Below are 17,143 nucleotides of genomic sequence, written 5' to 3' on the forward strand. Positions count from 1 at the left end.
TATGGGTTCCCCTGGCATGGTGGCCCCATGGCTGATCGGGGAGCGCGCGCTCCGTCACTCCCGGACGACTGGCCCGCCCACCCGGACCACCCGATCCTCGCGCTCAACCACATGGGCACCTTCGACTGGGACCTCGACGCCGGCCTCTTCCACATGGACGCCCAGGCGCACGAGGTGTTCGACCTGACCCCCGAGGAGTACGACGGCCGCCCCGAGACCCTCGCCGCCCGGGTACCCCCGGCGGAGTCCAGCAGGCTGGACGCGGTGGTGTCCCGGGCCATCAAGGACGGCAGCGAGAACTACGGAACGTACTTCCGCATCCGGCGCCGCGACGGCACCGCGCGCTGGACCCACACCCAGGGCTACATCCGGCGCGACGAGACGGGCCGCCCGCGCCGGGTCGTCGGGATCGTCCGGGACGCCACCCAGGAGCTGGAGGACAGCGAGGTCCGCAACCTGCGGGACGCCCAGGGGCAGGCGCTGCGCCGGCAGACCGGCGTCGTCCAGGCGGTCACCGCGGCGCTCGCGCACGCCAGCAGCGTCCAGGAGGTCATCGACGTCCTCAAGGACACCCACGGCATCCCCAACCTGGGCGCCACCAGTCTGGTGATGGGCCTGGTCGAGGCCGGCCGGATCCGGCTGGTCGCCGAGGGGCCGGCCGGGAGCTTCGTGCCCGGCACCCGGATCACCCGGATAGAGGAGCCCTACCCGATGGGCGAGGTGGTGCGCACCCTCAGCCCGCGTTTCATCGAGTCGCCGGAGGAGTTCGCCGACGGCTACCCGATACTGTGGCCGCACATCACCGACCTGCACATCACCTCGGCCGCCTACCTGCCCCTGATCGCCCAGGCCCGCCCGATCGGCGCCATGGGCCTGCTCTACAACGACCGGCTCGGCTTCTCCAGCGAGGAACGCGCCGTCCTGGTCGCCCTCGGCAGCAGCATCGCGCAGAGCCTGCAGCGCGCCATGCTCTTCGAGCAGGAGAAGGACCTCGCGCAGGGCCTCCAGCAGGCGATGCTGCCGCGCACCATCCCCAGCGTGCGCGGAGCCGACGTCGCCGTCCGCTACCGCTCGGCGAGCGCCGGCGGCTCCCTGGGCCGGGACATCGGCGGCGACTGGTACGACCTGATCCCGCTGCCCGGCGGCCGGGTCGGCGCGGTCATCGGCGACGTCCAGGGGCACGACACGCACGCGGCGGCCGTCATGGGCCAGCTGCGCATCGTGCTGCGCGCCTACGCCGCCGAGGGCCACGCCCCGGCCACCGTGATGGCCCGTGCCTCCGTCTTCCTCGACGAGCTCGACACCGACCGCTTCGCCACCTGCCTGTACGCCGAGGCCGACCTGGCCACCGGTGTCGTCCAGGTGGTGCGCGCCGGGCACATCGACCCGCTGGTCCGCGCCGCCGACGGCGGCTGCCGCCGGGTCCCCGTCGAGGGCGGGCTGCCGCTCGGCCTGTCCGCCGAGTTCCAGAGCCTGGAATACCCGGTGTCCACCGTGGAGCTCGATCCCGGCGAGACGCTGCTGCTGTGCACCGACGGGCTCGTCGAGCAGCCCGGCAAGGACCTCGGGGACGGGATACAGGTCCTGATCGAGCAGGTCACGGAGGGACCCGAGGACGTGCGCGCGCTCGCCGACGTGCTGATCGAGATCGCCGAGGTGCGGGGCGGTGACGACGACGTCGCCCTGCTCCTGCTGCGCCGCCGCGGCTCCGACACCGCACAGGCCGTCGGCCGTCTCCAGCAGCACGTGGCCTCCGGCGACCCCGAGGCGCTCGCCCTGGCCCGGCACATGGTCCGCGCCGCCGTCCGCGCCTGGGGCGCCGGGGACCGCGCCGACGAGATCGAGCTGGTCGCCGACGAACTGATCACCAACGCGCTGATGCACACCGAGGGCTCCGCGATCGTCACCCTCAGGGTCCTCAGCGGCAGCGACCGCCGGCTCCGCGTCGAGGTCGAGGACTCCTCCAGCGCCCTGCCGCGCCGCCGCGAGGCGGGCGAGGACGGGGTGTCCGGGCGGGGGCTGCTGCTCGTCGACGAGATCGCCGACGTGTGGGGCGTGGAGGCGCGCGGCGGCGGCAAGGCGGTCTGGTGCGAGTTCCGGATGCCGGAGAAGGACGACGGCAGCGCCCCGTAGGGGCGCGGGGCCGAGACATGTGCGGCTCCGCCGCGTGGGCGCGACCAGCCCCCACGGCGCCGCAGCCGTAGGACGACCCGATGCGGCACTTCCGGCGGAGCGCAGGCGCAGCGGGTGGCACCCTGGACGCATGCCCGAACTGCCCGAGGTCGAAGCGCTCAGGGACTTCCTGACCGAGAACCTGGTCGGCCGCCAGGTCGTGCGCGTGCTGCCGGTCGCCATCAGCGTCCTGAAGACGTACGACCCGCCGGTCGGCGCCTTCGAGGGCAGCGAGGTCGTCGCCGTGCACCGGCACGGCAAGTTCCTGGACATCGAGGGTGACCGCGGGCTGCGGTTCGTCACCCACCTGGCCCGCGCGGGCTGGCTGCAGTGGAAGGACCGGCTGCCGGACGGGCTGCCCCGCCCCGGGAAAGGCCCCCTGGCCCTGCGGGCGGCCCTGGAGACCGGTGCGGGCTTCGACCTCACCGAGGCCGGCACCCAGAAGAAGCTGGCCGTGTACATCGTGCGCGACCCGCAGGACGTCCCCGGTATCGCCCGGCTCGGCCCCGACCCGCTGGCCGCGGACTTCGACGAGGAGCGCCTGGCGGCCCTGCTGGGGGACGAGCGACGGCAGCTGAAGGGCGCCCTGCGCGACCAGAGCCTGATCGCCGGGGTGGGCAACGCCTACAGCGACGAGATCCTGCACGCGGCGAAGATGTCCCCGTTCAAGCTGGCCGCGTCCCTGACCCCCGAGGAGACGCACCGGCTGTACGAGGCGCTGCGCACCACCCTCACCGAGGCGGTGGAGCGCTCCCACGGCCTGGCGGCAGGGCGGCTCAAGTCGGAGAAGAAGAGCGGGCTGCGCGTCCACGGCCGGACCGGCGAGCCCTGCCCGGTCTGCGGCGACACCATCCGCGAGGTCTCCTTCAGCGACTCCTCGCTGCAGTACTGCCCGGCCTGCCAGACCGGCGGCAAGCCGCTCGCGGACCGCCGGATGTCGCGGCTGCTCAGGTAGCCGGCGCTCACTTGGGGTCCAGCGTCACCAGGCGCTGCCCGTCCGCGTCGCGCACCTCGTAGCGGTCGATCTCGTCCGGGTGCATCGAGGAGCCGCCCGTCATGGTGCTCACCCGGTCGTCGTGGTCCCGCTCCGCCCAGGTGGTCACGACCTGCTCGGAGCCGTCGTCGCCGACGGCGACCAGACGGCAGGAGCGCGGCCCGTCCGGGTCCTTCACCTCCAGCTCGATCGTGCTGCCCGAGTCGGTGTCCTGCGACTTCACCTGCGCCCAGATGCCGGACTGCGCGTCGGTGGCCGCGGTGACCTGCACGGCCGGGGCGGTGTCGTGGCCGGCATAGGTCGCGATGCCGGGGCCGGCGACCGCGAACACCACCGAGGCGGCGAGGCCGTACAGCAGCTTGCGGCGCTTGGCCCGGTGCCGGGTCGCGACCTCGGCGAGCAGCCGGTCGAGGAGCCGGGGGCCGGGCTGTGCCATGGGGTGCACGAAGCGCGGCGTGGCCCTGCGGTACAGCATCAACTGCCGTGCCGCGGGGCCGAACTCGGTCACGTGTGCCGAGCAGCTGGGGCACTCCATGAGATGGTCCTCGAAGCGGAAGGCCTCCGCCTCGTCCAGCACGCCGAGCGCGTACGCGCCGACGTCGCGATGCCTTTCCAGGGACCTCATGACGAATCCTCGTGCCGAAGGGTGCGGGTGGGGGTTACTCGTTGTTCCTTGCTCCCACCCGTACGCAGTCGGCAGCCGTTTCACTCAAGCCACGTACAGAATCGTAATCAACGGATTCGGAGCGGCCGGGCCCGCGGATTGGTCCTGAATCAAAAAAGATGGATGGCGAGATGCCCGAGGGGCAGACCGAGCCGCCAGGCGGGGGTCCACACCTTCGGTCCGTCGTCCTCGCCGAACACCGAACCACCGCCCGGCACCGCGTCCAGGTCGGGCGCGAGCAGCTCGGTCTCCTCCAGCCAGCGCCAGGCGGCCGCGGCCAGATCCAGGTCCGGTGACGGCCCGCCCGCCTCAAGCGCCTCGGCCGTCACTACAGCCATACGTTCTCCCACCCAGTTCTGCCACGGCTGGTCGTACGCCGTGAGCGAAAGCCAGGTCTCCAACTGGGACACGACCCGGATGCCCGACAGTTCGCCGTCCGTGTCGGAGAGGAAGATGGTCAGCGCCAGCGCGTCACGGCCGGCCCGGAACTCGAAGGACGTCGGTGGCATGAGATCGCCGGTGCGCAGCAGCTCGTCGGCGATGTACTCGGCGTACAACCAGGCCATCGGGACCGCGAGTTCCCCGCTTCCGGCCCCGTCCGTGCTCTCTTGACCTCTGTGCAGCATCCCGTCCTGCCTTCCTCCGGTGCGCGCGTGGCCCCGACCCCGGGTCCGTCCCTCTCCCGGTGCGGAACACGGATGAAGACAGCTGATTGCTCAAACATGGTCCTCAGCAAGGCGCTTTACCGAGGTTTGACCTGGCTTACGGTTTCATCGCAGGTCGGGTGCATAACCGGGCAGAACCCGGCGCAGGGCGCGCAGCGCGTAGTACGCCCGCGACTTCACGGTACCGGGTGGAATCCCGAGGGTCTCGGCGGCTTCCGCAACACTCGCCCCTTGGAAATACACCAGCACCAGGACTTCACGGTGTTCCGGGGTGAGAGTCTTCACAGCCTCCCGGACGTCGAGCGTCGCGGCGGCGCGTTCGGCGTGGTCGCCGATGGCCCGGGTGTTCTCCAGGACGGCGTCGTGCACCTCGGCGGGCCGTGCCTGCCGGGCCCGCCGCGCGTCGATGGCGAGCCGCCGGCCGACGGTCAGCAGCCAGGGCAGCACGGAGTCGAAGGCGTCGGTGCGCAGCGCCTCGGGGTGCTGCCAGGCGCGCACGAGGGTCTCCTGGACGAGGTCCTCGGCCCGCTGCCGGTCCCCGTCGCTGAGCCGCAGCAGCAGCGCGAAGAGCGGCCGGCCGTGGTCGCGCTGGAGTGCGACGAGCTCGTGCTCGGCGGTCGTCGTCCCGTCGGGAAGGGTGGTTCCGGCCGTCATGGCCGTATGGCATCGCAGGGTCCGGCCGGGGGACAGAGGGTGCACAGGGGTGTGCGACGGACGGTCGATCGCGTCGGCGAACGGTGCGACGAACGGTCCGTCATACCCCTTACCCGACCCGGATGGGTCAATCGGGGCGCCTGAGTTGTTTGCGGCCGCCCTCACCTTCGTACCCATTGATCTGTAAATCGGACAAGGCTTGCGACTCTGGGGTGCTCCTGATGATCAATCGCAGACGCCAGGCGGCCCTGGCCCTGACCGCCCTTCTCGCCGCCGCAGCCGCCTGTCAGAACCATGTGCGGGAGGAGCGTGCCGTCCCGCCCGGCCACCCGGCGCCCGCGGTGCCCGCCACCGGCGGCTTCACCCTCGTCGCCGCCGGTGACGTCATGCCGCAGAAGTCCGCGGTGGACCACGCGAACTTCGACGCCGGCGGCAACGGCTACGACTTCCGCCCGATGCTCGCCGGCGTCGCGCCCGTCGTCTCCCGAGCCGATCTGGCGCTCTGTCACCTGGCGACCGTCACCGGCGGCGACGGCGGCCGCGCCGGCCTCACCTCCCCGCCGCAGCTCGCCGAGGCCCTCGCCGCCACCGGCTACGACGGCTGCTCCACCGCCTCCGACCGCGCCCTCGACGACGGTGCCGCGGGCATCCAGCGCACCCTCGACGCGCTGGACCGGGTGGGCCTGCGGCACTCCGGCACCGCCCGCACCGATGCCGAGGCCGGCACCCTCACCCTGATGAACGCGGGCCGGGCCCGGGTCGCCCAGCTCTCGTACACCTACGACGTCAACAGCAACTCCCTGCCGCCCGGCCAGCCCTGGGCGGTCGGCCTCCTCGACGAGAACCGCGTCCTCGCCGACGCCCGCGCCGCCCGGCAGGCCGGCGCCGACGTGGTCGTCGTCTCCCTGCACTGGGGCACCGAGGGGACCGACGCCCCCGACCAGCAGCAGCTCACCCTCGCCAAGCGGCTCACCGCCGCGCGCACCGGCGGCCGCCCCGACATCGACCTGCTCCTCGGCACCCACGCGCACATCCCGCAGGCGTACGAGAAGGTCAACGGCACCTGGGTGGTCTACGGCCTCGGCGACCAGATGGCCGGCGAGATGTACAACAGTCAGCGTCAGCAGGACCCGCGCGGCAACGAGTCCACCCTCGCCCGCTTCACCTTCACCCCGCCCGCCCGTCCGGGCGGCCGCTGGGAGGTGGCCAAGGCCGAGTTCATCCCGCAGCTGTACGACCTCGACGCGGGCCGGGTCGTCGACCTCAACGCGGCCATCGGCCAGGGTGCCGACTTCACCGGCGCCCGGGACGCCATCCGGGACGTGGTGCTCAGCCGCGGGGCCGCCAAGGACGGGCTGGTGATGGGGGAGTAGCGGTGGTCACGCGGCGGTCAGTCCACGTCGACGTGGTCGAACGTGGCCAGCAGCTGCTTCAGCACCCGTACGCACGCGGTGATCTCGGTGTCGGTCAGGTCGCCGCCGACCTGCCGGTTCAGGGCGTGCTCGCGGGCGAGGACCGCGGTGATGGTCGCCCGGCCCTCGTCCGTGAGGCGGATCAGGGAGGAGCGCTGGTGCGCCGGGTTGGGGGTGACCTCGGCCCAGCCGTGTGCCACCGCGTCGTTCACCATGCGCTGCACGAACTGCCGGCTCAGCGCCATGATCCGGCCCATCTGGGGCACCGTCATGGGCTCGTACCGGCGCAGCAGGTCCAGCACCGAGCGCACCCCGACCGAGGCCCCCTCGATCTGCTCGCCCTGCTCGACCTTGCGGAAGGCGCGCCGGTACAGCGGGCCGATCAGATCGAACACCTCGGTGATGCGCTCGCCCAGCTCGTCGGGGGCGAGGGGCTTGTCGATGTCGTTCACCCGGCCATCATGCACCGAGCCGTCATGGCAACCGGGGTGTCAAACCCGTCATGACAACCCGGTTGTCAAACCCTCCCGAAGATGACACCTTGGTTGTCATGAATGGTGCTGCGGACGTCCGCTTCTTCCCGTCCTCCGACGGCGACCTCGCCTACCTCGACACCGGCTCCGGCGACCCGGTGGTCCTGCTCCACTCCGGATACGTCGACCACCGCTTCTGGCACCGGCAGATCCCGGCGCTCGCCGCCGAGTACCGGGTGATCGCCCCGGACGTCCGCGGCCACGGCTCTTCCGCCAACGCGAGCAGGCCCTTCCGCTGGGCCGACGACCTCGCGGAGCTGCTGCGCCGTCTGGACGCGGGGCCCGCCGTCCTGGTCGGCCTGTCCATGGGCGGGGTGATCGCCACCGACACGGTGCTGGAACACCCCGAACTGGTCCGCGCGGTGGTCACCTGCGGTGCGGCGACCGGCGACTTCCGGTACACGGACTGCTGGCACAAGGGACTCCAGGACGAGTACGCCCGCACCCTGGGCGCCGGCGACTTCGAAGGCTGGGCCGACGTCTTCCTGCGGGGCGTGGCCGGCGAGCATCGTGCCGTCACCGACCTCGACCCGGACATCCCGCGCCGGCTGCGGGAGATGGCCCTGCGGACGATCTCCAAGCACACCCCCGGCGAGCCGGACCGGCATGTCCCGGTGACCGGCTCCTGGCCCCGGGTGCCCAAGATCGACGTGCCGGTCCTCACGATCAACGGCGGCCTGGAACCCACCGCCCTGCTCGCCGCCGCCGACCGCCTGGCCCGCGAGGTCCCGGACGGTCGCGCCGAGGTCGTCGAAGGGGTGGGCCACTATCCGAACCTGGAGAAGCCCGAGGTCTTCAACGCCCTCCTGCTCGACTTCCTCCGGGCCCTCTGACGCCCCGCCAGCCGCGACCTCTTGTACGAGCAGCCGAAGTAGATCACGCACCCGATCACGAACCAGACCGCGAACCGCACCCAGGTCTCCCACTTCAGGAACGTGATCAGCCAGGATGATCGCGCCCACCGCGATCACGTCCGCAAGACCGCTCAGCCCCACCGACTTGAACGCCGTCGAGAAACCGCTCTCCGGGTCGATCTCCTTGTAGTCCTGCATGCCCGTCAGGACCAGACAGGCAGCCACGTACAGCACCATCGAGATCGCCAGCGAGTAGATGATCGCCTTCGGCAAGTGCCGCTGCGCGTCCTTCGACTCCTCGGCCGCCGTCGACATCGCGTCGTACCCGAAGACGGCGAAGAACACGGTCGCCGCCCCGGTGAACGCACCGCTGACGCCGAACGGGAAGAAGGGGTGGTAGTTCGCCGAACTGATGTGGAAGACGCCGACACCGATCACCAGCAGTACCACCAGCACCTTGAGCACCACCACGATCGTCTCGAAGCGGGCCGCGCTGCGGATGCCGAGGTTGAGCAGGTAGGCGATCGGCAGACAGAGGATCGCGGCGAACAGGTCGACCCGGTGGCCGGACCCGGTGCCCGGCGCGCCGAGCATCCAGTGCGGCAGGTTCTCGCCCGTCTCCTCGACCAGGAAGCCGAAGTACCCCGAGATGCCGATCGCGACCACCGCCACGATCGCCGTGTACTCCAGCAGCAGGTCCCAGCCGATGAACCAGCCCGCGAACTCGCCGAGCACCGCATAGCCGTACGTGTACGCCGACCCCGCCTTCGGGATCAGCCCGGCGAACTCGGCGTACGACAGCGCGGCGAAGGCGCTCGCCAGACCGGCGATGAGGAACGAGACCAGCACGGCGGGCCCCGCCGTCTCGTTGGCCACCGTGCCGGCGAGGGTGCTGTGCTTGTCTGGGGGACACCCCCAGACCCCCGGTACCCGCGCCGATGATGCCGCCCACGCCGATCGCGGTCAGCTGCCACAGCCCCGGCGACCTGTCCAGCCGGGGTCCCTCGCTGACCTCGGTCTCCTCGAAGTGTTCGATGGGTTTGCGACGGAGAATTCCTGCACCCATGCGGAGCCTGGCCATGTGCCTCACCTCTTCGCCGATCGCGAACGGCTGACGGCCGATCATGATGGCTCAGGGGCCTCAAGGACGGAAGGCGCCACGCACGGTCTCGGCCCACCCCGGCGTCCAGGTGCGGGCGGCGGTGCGCGGAGGCCGGGCGTCCGCGAGATGGGTGCGCAGGGCGGTGAGCGCGGGATGCGGGTTGGCGGCGGCCCACAGCAGCGAGTGCGGGTAGAGCGGGGTCGGGTCCAGCAGCGGGATCCGGCGCAGACCGTGGCCGGCCGGCCAGGCCAGCCGGGTCTGCTCGCTGACCAGGGTCGCCAGGGTGTCGGAGCCCGCGAGCGCGTCCTGCAACGCCCCGGAGAAGTTGGGGCCGGAGGAGTCGATCACGAGCCCGAACTCGGCGGCGAGGGAGGCGTAGTACGCGGCCCACTCGGTGCCCTCCACGATCCCGGGCATCCAGAGCCGGTGCCCGGCCAGCTCCCCGGGCGTGACCGAGGCCCGGCCGGCCAGGGCGTGCCCCGGGCCGGTGAGCAGCTGGACCGGCTCGTCGTACACCCGGACGGCCTCGACGCCCCTGGGCAGCGGCCGGCCGGGCATGGCGACGGCCCGGAAGGAGGCGTCGACCGCACCGGAGCGCAGCGCGGTCAGCGCCGAGTCCACGTCGAAGAGCGTGACGACGTCCAGCGGGAGGTCCGGATGCGCCTCGTGGAAGCCGCGCAGCAGGGCCGCAGGGGCGAGCCGGGCGCCGACCACGTCGACCCGCAGGGGGCGCCGGCCCCGTCGTACGGAGGCCGCCGCCCGCTCCTCGGCCAGCAGCAGCTCCCGGGCGTACGGCAGGAAGGCCCGGCCGTCGGCGGTCGGCCCGGCGCCCCGCGCGGTCCGGGTGAACAGCCGCACCCCCAGATCCTTCTCCAGCGCCGCGATCCGCTTGGACACGGCCTGCTGGGTGACCGCCAGCACGGCGGCGGCCTCCTGGAACTGCCCGCAGTCGGCCACGGCGACGAAGGTGCGCACTGCGGTGAGGTCCACGTCCACACCGTACAACCGGCGGTTGTGGCAGCGGGCCCGGGGGTTGTTTGATTCGGCGGCCACCTGCACGTTTTCATGTCCCGGGGTCAACGGGAGGTTGTGCATGGGGCGGCGGTTCGGGTGGCTGTGGGCCGCGTACTCGGTGAGTGCGCTCGGCACCTATCTCGCCTTCGACGCGTTCTCGGTGATCGCCGTCATCGCGCTGCACGCGGGGTCCGCCGAGGTGGCGCTGCTCGCCGCGACCGGGCCCGCCGTGGGCGCGGTGGCGGCGGTGCCGCTCGGGCCGTGGGTGGAGTTCCGGCGCAAGCGGCCGGTGATGATGGCGATGGACCTCGTCAGGTTCGCCGCACTGCTCACCGTCCCGGCCGCGTACGCCCTCGGCGCCCTCGGCCTGGGGCAGCTGCTGCTGGTCTCGGTGGTCGTCGCGGCCGCCGACATCACCTTCGGCGCGGCCTCCGGCGCCTTCCTGAAGTCCCTCGTCCCGGCCGACCGGCTGCTCACCGCGAACGCCCGCTTCGAATCCACCAACTGGACCGCGCTGGTCCTCGGCCCGCCCCTCGGCGGCGCCGCGATCGGCCTGTTCGGCCCGGTGACGACCGTCGCGGCGAACGCGGTCAGCTTCCTGCTGTCGGCCCTGGGCATCCGGGCCGTCGGCGGCGGCGAACCCCGCCCCGCACCCAGGGACGCGCAGCGCCTGCGCGCCGGGGACCTGCTCGACGGCTGGCGGTACATCCTCGCCAGCCCGGCCCTGCGGCCCCTCTTCTACAACAGCCTCGCGGGCAACGCCCTGATCATGGTCGCCGCACCCGCGCTGGCCGTCCTCATGCTCGGCCCGCTCGGCTTCGCCCCCTGGCAGTACGGCCTCGCCTTCGCCGTGCCCTGCCTGGGCGGCCTCCTCGGCGCCCGGCTGGCCCGGCCGCTGGTCGCCCGGTACGGGCAGTGGCGGGTGCTGCGCGCCGCGAGCGCCCTGCGCGCCGTCTGGCCTCTCGGGCTGGCCTTCGTCGGGCCCGGGCTGCCCGGACTGCTGCTGGTGATGGTCCTGGAGCTCGGCGTGATCACCTGCTCGGCCGTCTACAGCCCGGTGTGCGCCACCCGCCGCCTGGAGCACACCCCGGACGACCGGATCGCCCGCACCCTGTCCGCCTGGTCCGTCACCGGCAAGGCCACCACGGCCGCCATGACCGCCCTGTGGGGCCTGCTGGCGAGCCTCACCGGCCCGCGCACCGCGATCGCCCTCGCCGGGATCCTGCTCCTGGCGACCCCGCTGCTGCTCCTGCGGGAAACCGCTACGGCACCACCGTCACCGGCCACCGTCCCGCCTTCACCAGACGGATCGCGACCGAGCCGATGAACCGGTGGCCGGCCTGCTCGGAGGCGCCCACCACGACCGCGTCGGCCTTCAGCTCGTCGGCCGCCTTCACCAGTCCGCTGTAGGCGTCGCCGCGGAAGGTGTGGAACTCCCAGCGCACCTCGAATATCCCCTTGAGGCGCTCGGTCGCGTCCCGGATCTGCGCGACCAGGTCCTCCGCGATCTCGTCGGTGGTCTCCGCCACCGGTGCCCCGAGCGCCGCCCCGGCCGCCAGGACCGGCTGGACGTACACGACCGCCAGCAGCGCGTGCTGCCGCCGGGCCAGACCGCCCGCGTAGGACGCCGCGCGCCACGAGGAGTCCGAGCCGTCCACACCGACCACGATGACCTTGGGGCCGTCCGTGCCCCGCTCGAACTGGTGTTGTTCCGCCACGATCCGAGGCTATCGGAATTCGCAGGTCCGGTGGGTGCGCGGGGCCCGTCGGGCGGGTGCGGGTTGGGGGTGGTTGCTCGCGCCCACGCGGCGGAGCCGCATATTGATACAGCCCCGCGCCCCCAAAAAAACAGGGGGCTGCACGGCGCCCCGTCAGGGGCGCGGGGAACTGCGCGACCAGCCCCCACCGGCCCGCAGCCGCTCGCCGGGCTCGGGCTGCTCGACGGGCGGGCCCCGCGGGCCCTTCCTACAGTCGGAGACATGAGTGCCGCCGTGGAGCCCGCCACGGGCAGGGAGCCGGCGGGCCCGATACGTCCGCCCGGCGGCGGGCGGCTGACCTGGGTGCCGGAGGCCTTCGGGACCTTCTTCGGCACCCTCGCCCTGCTGTGCGCCCTGCTCTCCTTCGTCGCCCCGCTGCGCGTGCTCCTCCACCCGGCCGTGCACTTCATCGACGCCGTCGTGGTGCCCGTCAGCCCCAACCTGGCCTACGCGGTCTTCCTGTTCCTGCTCGGCGGCGCCACCGCCGCCCGCAAGAAGGTCGCCTGGTGGCTGGTGGTGATCTACCTCGGCCTGCTGGTGCTGGCCGACATCCTGACCATCGCCTTCGGCTTCGGCTGGTACCCGTTCAGCTCACTGGTGGTCTGCGGACTCGCCCTGGCCCTGCTGATCGTGGCCCGCCGGGAGTTCTACGCCGCCTCCCGAAGGGCCGCCGTGCGCCGGGCCCTCGGCGTCCTGCTGATCGGCCTGCTGGTGGCGATCCTGGCCGGCTGGGGCCTGGTCTCGCTCTTCCCCGGCTCGCTCCCGCACGGCCAGCACCTGGTCTGGGCGGCCGACCGGGTCTGCGGCGGCCTGGTCTCGGTCCGCAGCTACGGCGGCCGCCCGCCCCGCTTCGTCGCCTTCCTGCTCGGCCTCTTCGGCGCCCTCGCCCTGCTCAACGCCGCCGCCACCCTGTTCCGTTCGCAGCGCCTGGAAGCGGCCCTGCACGGCGACGAGGAGGCCCGCATCCGCGCCCTTCTCAAGGCCTACGGCGACCGGGACTCCCTCGGCTACTTCGCCACCCGCCGCGACAAGGCCGTCGTCTTCTCGCCCAGCGGCAAGGCCGCCGTCACCTACCGGGTCGAGGCCGGCGTCTGCCTGGCCAGCGGCGACCCCGTCGGCGATCCCGAGGCCTGGCCGCACGCCATCGCCGCCTGGCTGGACGTGGCCCGCCGGCACGCCTGGGCGCCTGCCGTGATGGGCGCCTCCGAGGACGGCGCCAGGGCCTATGTCCGCGCCGGCCTCGGCGCCCTGCAGCTCGGCGACGAGGCGATCCTGCACGTCGCCGGCTTCGACCTGGGCGGCCGCGAGATGCGGGTCACCCGGCAGGCCGTCAACCGCGTCCGGCGCACCGGCGCCAGCTGCCGCATCCACCGCCACGCCACCCTCACCGAGACGGAGATGGAGGAGGTCGTCGACAGGGCCGACGCCTGGCGCGACACCGAGACCGAACGCGGCTTCTCCATGGCCCTGGACCGGCTCGGCGACCCCGCCGACGGCGACTGCCTGCTCGTCGAGGCCATGGCCGAGGACGGCAGACTGCTCGCCCTGCTCTCCTTCGTGCCCTGGGGAGCCGACGGCGTCTCCCTCGACCTGATGCGCCGTGACCGCACCGCCCCCAACGGGGTGATGGAGTTCATGGTCGCCGACCTGTGCGCGGCCGCCCCCAAACTGGGCGTGCGCCGCATCTCGCTGAACTTCGCCGTCTTCCGCTCGGTCTTCGAGGAGGGCGCCCGCATCGGCGCCGGACCGGTGCTGCGGCTGTGGCGCGGGCTGCTGCTGTTCTTCTCCCGCTGGTGGCAGCTGGAGGCCCTGTACCGCTCCAACGCCAAGTACCGCCCCGAGTGGTACCCCCGCTTCCTCTGCTACGGCGACGCCGGCTCCCTGGCCCGGATCGGCCTGGCCTCCGGAATCGCCGAGGGCTTCGTCTCCGTACCGTCCCTGCGCACACTCTGGGGAAAGGGGCACCCGCAGACCGGACCGCGGCCCGTCGAGGCGCCGCCGTCCGCGCCGGTGGCCGGTGCCGACGCAGGGGACGAGACCGGGCCCGGCGCACCGGACGCCGGCCTGCCGGACCAGTTCCGGGTCCGGCGCCGCAAGCTGGACCGGCTGCGGGCGGCGGGCGTCGACCCCTACCCGGTGGCCGCCGGTGCACCGCTGCGCGCCCTCGCCGACGTGCGCGACGGCGAGACGGCCACCGTCGCCGGGCGGATCATGCTGGTCCGCGACTTCGGCGGGATCGTCTTCGTGACGCTGCGCGACTGGTCCGGCGACCGCCAACTCGCCCTCACCCGCGACGGGTCGGGACCCGCCCTCGACCGGTTCACCGCCGACACCGACATCGGCGACCAGATCACCGCCACCGGCCGGGCGGGCGTCAGCGACACGGGCGAACCGACCCTCTTCGTCACCGACTGGCAGCTCACCGCCAAGTGCCTGCGCCCGCTGCCCGACAAGTACCGCGGCCTCGCCGACCCCGAGGCCAGGGTCCGCCGCCGCTACCTCGACCTCGCCACCAGCCCCGCCGCCCGCGCCCTGGTCCGCGCCCGCTCCACCGCCGTACAGGCGCTGCGCCAGGGCCTCCTGGACCGCGGCTACCTGGAGGTCGAGACCCCGATGCTCCAGCAGATCCACGGCGGCGCCAACGCCCGCCCCTTCACCACCCACATCAACGCCTACGACCTCGACCTCTACCTCCGCATCGCCCCCGAGCTCTACCTGAAACGGCTCTGCGTCGGCGGTCTGGAGAAGGTCTTCGAACTGGGCCGGACCTTCCGCAACGAGGGCGTCTCCCACAAGCACAACCCCGAGTTCACGATGCTGGAGGCCTACCAGGCGTACGCCGACTACGACGTGATGCTCGACCTCGCCCGTGAGCTGATCCAGGGCGCCGCGACCGCCGCCCTCGGCGCGCCGGTGGCCCGCAGGGACGGCCGGGAGTACGACATCTCCGGCACCTGGCCGGTCAAGACCGTCCACGGGGCGATCTCCGAGGTGCTGGGGGAGGAGATCGGCCCCGGCACCGAGCTGCTGCGGCTGCACCGGCACTGCGACCGCGTCGGGGTGCCGTACACGGCCGACGACGGGCCCGGCGACGTGGTCCTTGAGATGTACGAGCGCCTGGTGGAGGAGCGCACCCAGCTGCCCACCTTCTACAAGGACTTCCCGATCGACGTCTCCCCGCTCACCCGGCAGCACCGCTCCGACCCGCGGCTCGCCGAACGCTGGGACCTGGTCGCCTTCGGCACCGAACTCGGCACCGCCTACTCCGAACTGACCGACCCCCTGGAACAGCGCCGCCGGCTCACCGCCCAGTCGCTGCTCGCGGCCGGCGGGGACCCCGAGGCGATGGAGCTCGACGAGGACTTCCTCGACGCCCTCGAATACGCGATGCCGCCCACCGGCGGGCTCGGTATCGGTGTCGACCGGATGGTCATGTTCCTCACCGGCCTGACCATCCGCGAGACGCTCCCCTTCCCACTGGTCCGCCACCTTTGATACTTTTTGTTCTTTTCTTACCGAAACCTCCCGATGCTGGTCCGTGCGGGTGCTTTCCCGCCGCCGCACCGGTGTCGAAGTGGTGCGCCGGAGCCCCGCCGGGCGACTGATGACTCATGGAGAAGGATCAGTTGTTCACCCGACGCCGGCTGCTGCTCGCCGGCGGTGCCGCTCTGGGATCCGCGGCCACCGCGGGAGTCGTGCTGGCGAGCAGCGCCGAGGAAGGGGCCGGCGGAGTCGCCCCGGCCGCGGGGGCGCAGGCCCGCCCGGCGCTCAAGTCCTCCGCCTTCCGGCTCCAGCCGCTCACCGGATACGGCCCGCCGCCCGCCGGGCCGGGCAAGCTCAAGGTCCGCAAGGAACCCATCACGGAGATCTCCCGCAGCGGCAGACGCATGATGCTCACCTTCGACGACGGCCCCAACCCGAACTACACCCCGCACATCCTGGACACCCTCGCCAAGTACGACGTGCGGGCGATGTTCTTCCTGTGCGGGGAGTGCATCGTCGTGAACCGGGAACTGGTCGCGCGGATGGCCGAGGAGGGGCATGTGGTGGGCAACCACACCTGGACGCATCCGCTGCTGACCACCCTCGACCGAAGTGAGATCCGCGACGAGATGACGAGCACCAGCGACGTCATCGAGGACACCTACGGTGAACGCCCGCAGTGGTTCCGCGCGCCCTACGGCGCCTGGAACCGCGCGGCCTTCCAACTCGGCGCCGAGATGGGCATGGAGCCGATGGCCTGGACCGTGGACAGCACCGACTGGACCGTCCCGGGCACCCGTACCATCGTCGACACGATCGAGAACGGCGCCGCCCCCGGTGTCGTGGTCCTCTCCCACGACGCCGGGGGCGACCGCTCGCAGAGCGTCCAGGCCCTGCGTGAGTATCTGCCCTATCTGCTGGACAACGGTTATCACCTGACCGTGCCGCGCCGCCGTATGTGAACGGGCCCGCGCCCGCCCGGTGGTGGCCTCAGCGGGCCTCGACCAGGCGGGCGAAGACCACGACGTTCCCGTCGTAGCCGTTCTGCTTCGAGAAACCGCCGCCGCAGGTGATGACCCGCAACTCCGGTGTGCCCTTGGAACCGTAGACCCGGTCGCCCGGGAAACCGGCCTTCGCGAAGACCTCGATTCCGTAGATCTCGAACACGGCCGTCCTGCCGTCCTGGCGGTCGACCTCGATCCGGTTTCCCTTCTTCAGGGAACCGAGTCCGTAGAAGACCGCCGGACCCTTCGTGTTGTCGACATGGCCCACGACGACGGACGTGCCGTTCTCCCCGGGCGAGACACCCCCGGTGAACCACCCGGCCAGATTGGGGTCCTCCGGCGGCGGTGCCGCGATCCAGCCGTCCGTGTCCAGACCCACCGGCATCACCGGTGCGTCGACCCGGATCGCGGGGATCCTGATCCGGTCCGCCGTGGCGAACGGCAGCGGGGCGGGAGCCGTGGCGAAGGTGCCCGGGACCGTGGTACGGCTGTCCGGGGCGGCGGCCGAGGCCGGCTGCGGGGGACCGATGTCGAACTCTCCCGAACCGTTCCGAATGAGTGCCAGACCGGTCAGCAGAACGAGCGCTATCACGCCCCAGGGGGCACGCTTCCTCCGCCGCTCCTCCTCTTCGGCCAGCTCGGAAAGTTCGGACGCAGACATTCGCCATCCCCTCTCGACGCGGCCGCCTTCAGGTCCGTATTGCGCATGGGAAAAAGCTAAGTCCCCCACGCGTGTGCGGCGACGGGGCGACGGGCGAACGGGTGGCCCGCGGGTATTCCGGTGAGCCATCCGAGTTGCCGTTCCCAGGATTTTTCTGACGGTCCGTGACCTGCG

The 17,143-nt window shown here is 72.3% G+C and carries 14 protein-coding genes and 1 pseudogene; 7 read left to right on the plus strand and 8 right to left on the minus strand.

Annotation, left to right across the window (positions count from 1 at the left end):
* Positions 1–27 precede the first annotated feature (27 nt).
* Together SSP29_RS41165 and SSP29_RS41170 are read left to right on the plus strand one after the other, a co-directional pair.
* The gene (locus SSP29_RS41165) at positions 28–2,133 is read left to right on the plus strand and encodes a SpoIIE family protein phosphatase (RefSeq protein ID WP_089106067.1); all 2,106 of its coding nucleotides are present in this window, start codon (positions 28–30) and stop codon (positions 2,131–2,133) included.
* A 130-nt stretch (positions 2,134–2,263) separates the two neighbouring features.
* The gene (locus tag SSP29_RS41170; protein WP_089106068.1) at positions 2,264–3,127 is read left to right on the plus strand and encodes an Fpg/Nei family DNA glycosylase; all 864 of its coding nucleotides are present in this window, start codon (positions 2,264–2,266) and stop codon (positions 3,125–3,127) included.
* A gap of 7 nt (positions 3,128–3,134) precedes the next feature.
* On the opposite strand, the gene SSP29_RS41175 is transcribed toward SSP29_RS41170, so the two are convergent.
* From SSP29_RS41175 to SSP29_RS41185, 3 genes are all read right to left on the minus strand, one after another.
* Positions 3,135–3,791, minus strand: a complete 657-nt coding sequence (locus tag SSP29_RS41175; protein ID WP_089106069.1) for a zf-HC2 domain-containing protein — start codon at positions 3,789–3,791, stop codon at positions 3,135–3,137.
* A gap of 149 nt (positions 3,792–3,940) precedes the next feature.
* On the minus strand, positions 3,941–4,456 hold the full coding sequence (locus tag SSP29_RS41180; RefSeq protein WP_089106070.1) for a hypothetical protein: 516 nt from the start codon (positions 4,454–4,456) through the stop codon (positions 3,941–3,943).
* Positions 4,457–4,600: 144 nt separating this feature from the next.
* A complete protein-coding gene (locus SSP29_RS41185; RefSeq protein ID WP_089106071.1) occupies positions 4,601–5,149 on the minus strand; it encodes a sigma-70 family RNA polymerase sigma factor in 549 nt (182 codons plus the stop codon).
* Positions 5,150–5,370: 221 nt separating this feature from the next.
* On the opposite strand from SSP29_RS41185, the gene SSP29_RS41190 reads away from it, so the two are divergent.
* Entirely contained in the window at positions 5,371–6,522 is a 1,152-nt protein-coding gene (locus SSP29_RS41190) for a CapA family protein (protein WP_089106141.1), read from the plus strand.
* A 17-nt stretch (positions 6,523–6,539) separates the two neighbouring features.
* Here SSP29_RS41190 and SSP29_RS41195 read toward each other — a convergent pair whose 3' ends face one another.
* A complete protein-coding gene (locus SSP29_RS41195) occupies positions 6,540–7,013 on the minus strand; it encodes a MarR family winged helix-turn-helix transcriptional regulator (protein ID WP_089106072.1) in 474 nt (157 codons plus the stop codon).
* 98 nt (positions 7,014–7,111) lie between these two features.
* On the opposite strand from SSP29_RS41195, the gene SSP29_RS57320 reads away from it, so the two are divergent.
* Positions 7,112–7,927 (plus strand): alpha/beta fold hydrolase, encoded by an 816-nt coding sequence (locus SSP29_RS57320; protein WP_089106073.1) that lies wholly within the window; start codon positions 7,112–7,114, stop codon positions 7,925–7,927.
* Here SSP29_RS57320 and SSP29_RS57325 read toward each other — a convergent pair.
* Positions 7,861–9,029, minus strand: a pseudogene (locus SSP29_RS57325) (amino acid permease). The gene SSP29_RS57320 and the pseudogene SSP29_RS57325 overlap by 67 nt on opposite strands.
* A gap of 60 nt (positions 9,030–9,089) precedes the next feature.
* Positions 9,090–10,040 (minus strand): LysR family transcriptional regulator, encoded by a 951-nt coding sequence (locus tag SSP29_RS41210; protein WP_089106142.1) that lies wholly within the window; start codon positions 10,038–10,040, stop codon positions 9,090–9,092.
* Between the two features lie 103 nt (positions 10,041–10,143).
* On the opposite strand from SSP29_RS41210, the gene SSP29_RS41215 reads away from it, so the two are divergent.
* Positions 10,144–11,391 carry an MFS transporter gene (locus SSP29_RS41215; protein WP_089106074.1) on the plus strand — a complete coding sequence of 416 codons (1,248 nt, stop codon included), beginning with the start codon at positions 10,144–10,146 and terminating at the stop codon, positions 11,389–11,391.
* On the opposite strand, the gene SSP29_RS41220 is transcribed toward SSP29_RS41215, so the two are convergent.
* The gene (locus SSP29_RS41220) at positions 11,327–11,782 is read right to left on the minus strand and encodes a universal stress protein (RefSeq protein WP_089106075.1); all 456 of its coding nucleotides are present in this window, start codon (positions 11,780–11,782) and stop codon (positions 11,327–11,329) included. The two genes, SSP29_RS41215 and SSP29_RS41220, sit on opposite strands and share 65 nt — an antisense overlap.
* 261 nt (positions 11,783–12,043) lie before the next feature.
* Between SSP29_RS41220 and lysX the strand changes: the two genes are divergently transcribed.
* Together lysX and SSP29_RS41230 are read left to right on the plus strand one after the other, a co-directional pair.
* On the plus strand, positions 12,044–15,316 hold the full coding sequence (gene lysX, locus SSP29_RS41225; protein WP_089106076.1) for a bifunctional lysylphosphatidylglycerol synthetase/lysine--tRNA ligase LysX: 3,273 nt from the start codon (positions 12,044–12,046) through the stop codon (positions 15,314–15,316).
* A 116-nt stretch (positions 15,317–15,432) separates the two neighbouring features.
* Positions 15,433–16,266, plus strand: coding sequence for a polysaccharide deacetylase family protein (locus SSP29_RS41230; protein ID WP_089106077.1), 834 nt, complete (start codon positions 15,433–15,435; stop codon positions 16,264–16,266).
* A gap of 28 nt (positions 16,267–16,294) precedes the next feature.
* Here the strand turns inward: SSP29_RS41230 and SSP29_RS41235 are convergent, their stop codons facing one another.
* The gene (locus SSP29_RS41235) at positions 16,295–16,969 is read right to left on the minus strand and encodes a class F sortase (protein ID WP_089106078.1); all 675 of its coding nucleotides are present in this window, start codon (positions 16,967–16,969) and stop codon (positions 16,295–16,297) included.
* Positions 16,970–17,143: the final 174 nt, after the last annotated feature.

This window comes from Streptomyces hyaluromycini (genome assembly GCF_002217755.1).
GTDB classification, from domain to species: Bacteria; Actinomycetota; Actinomycetes; order Streptomycetales; family Streptomycetaceae; genus Streptomyces; species Streptomyces hyaluromycini.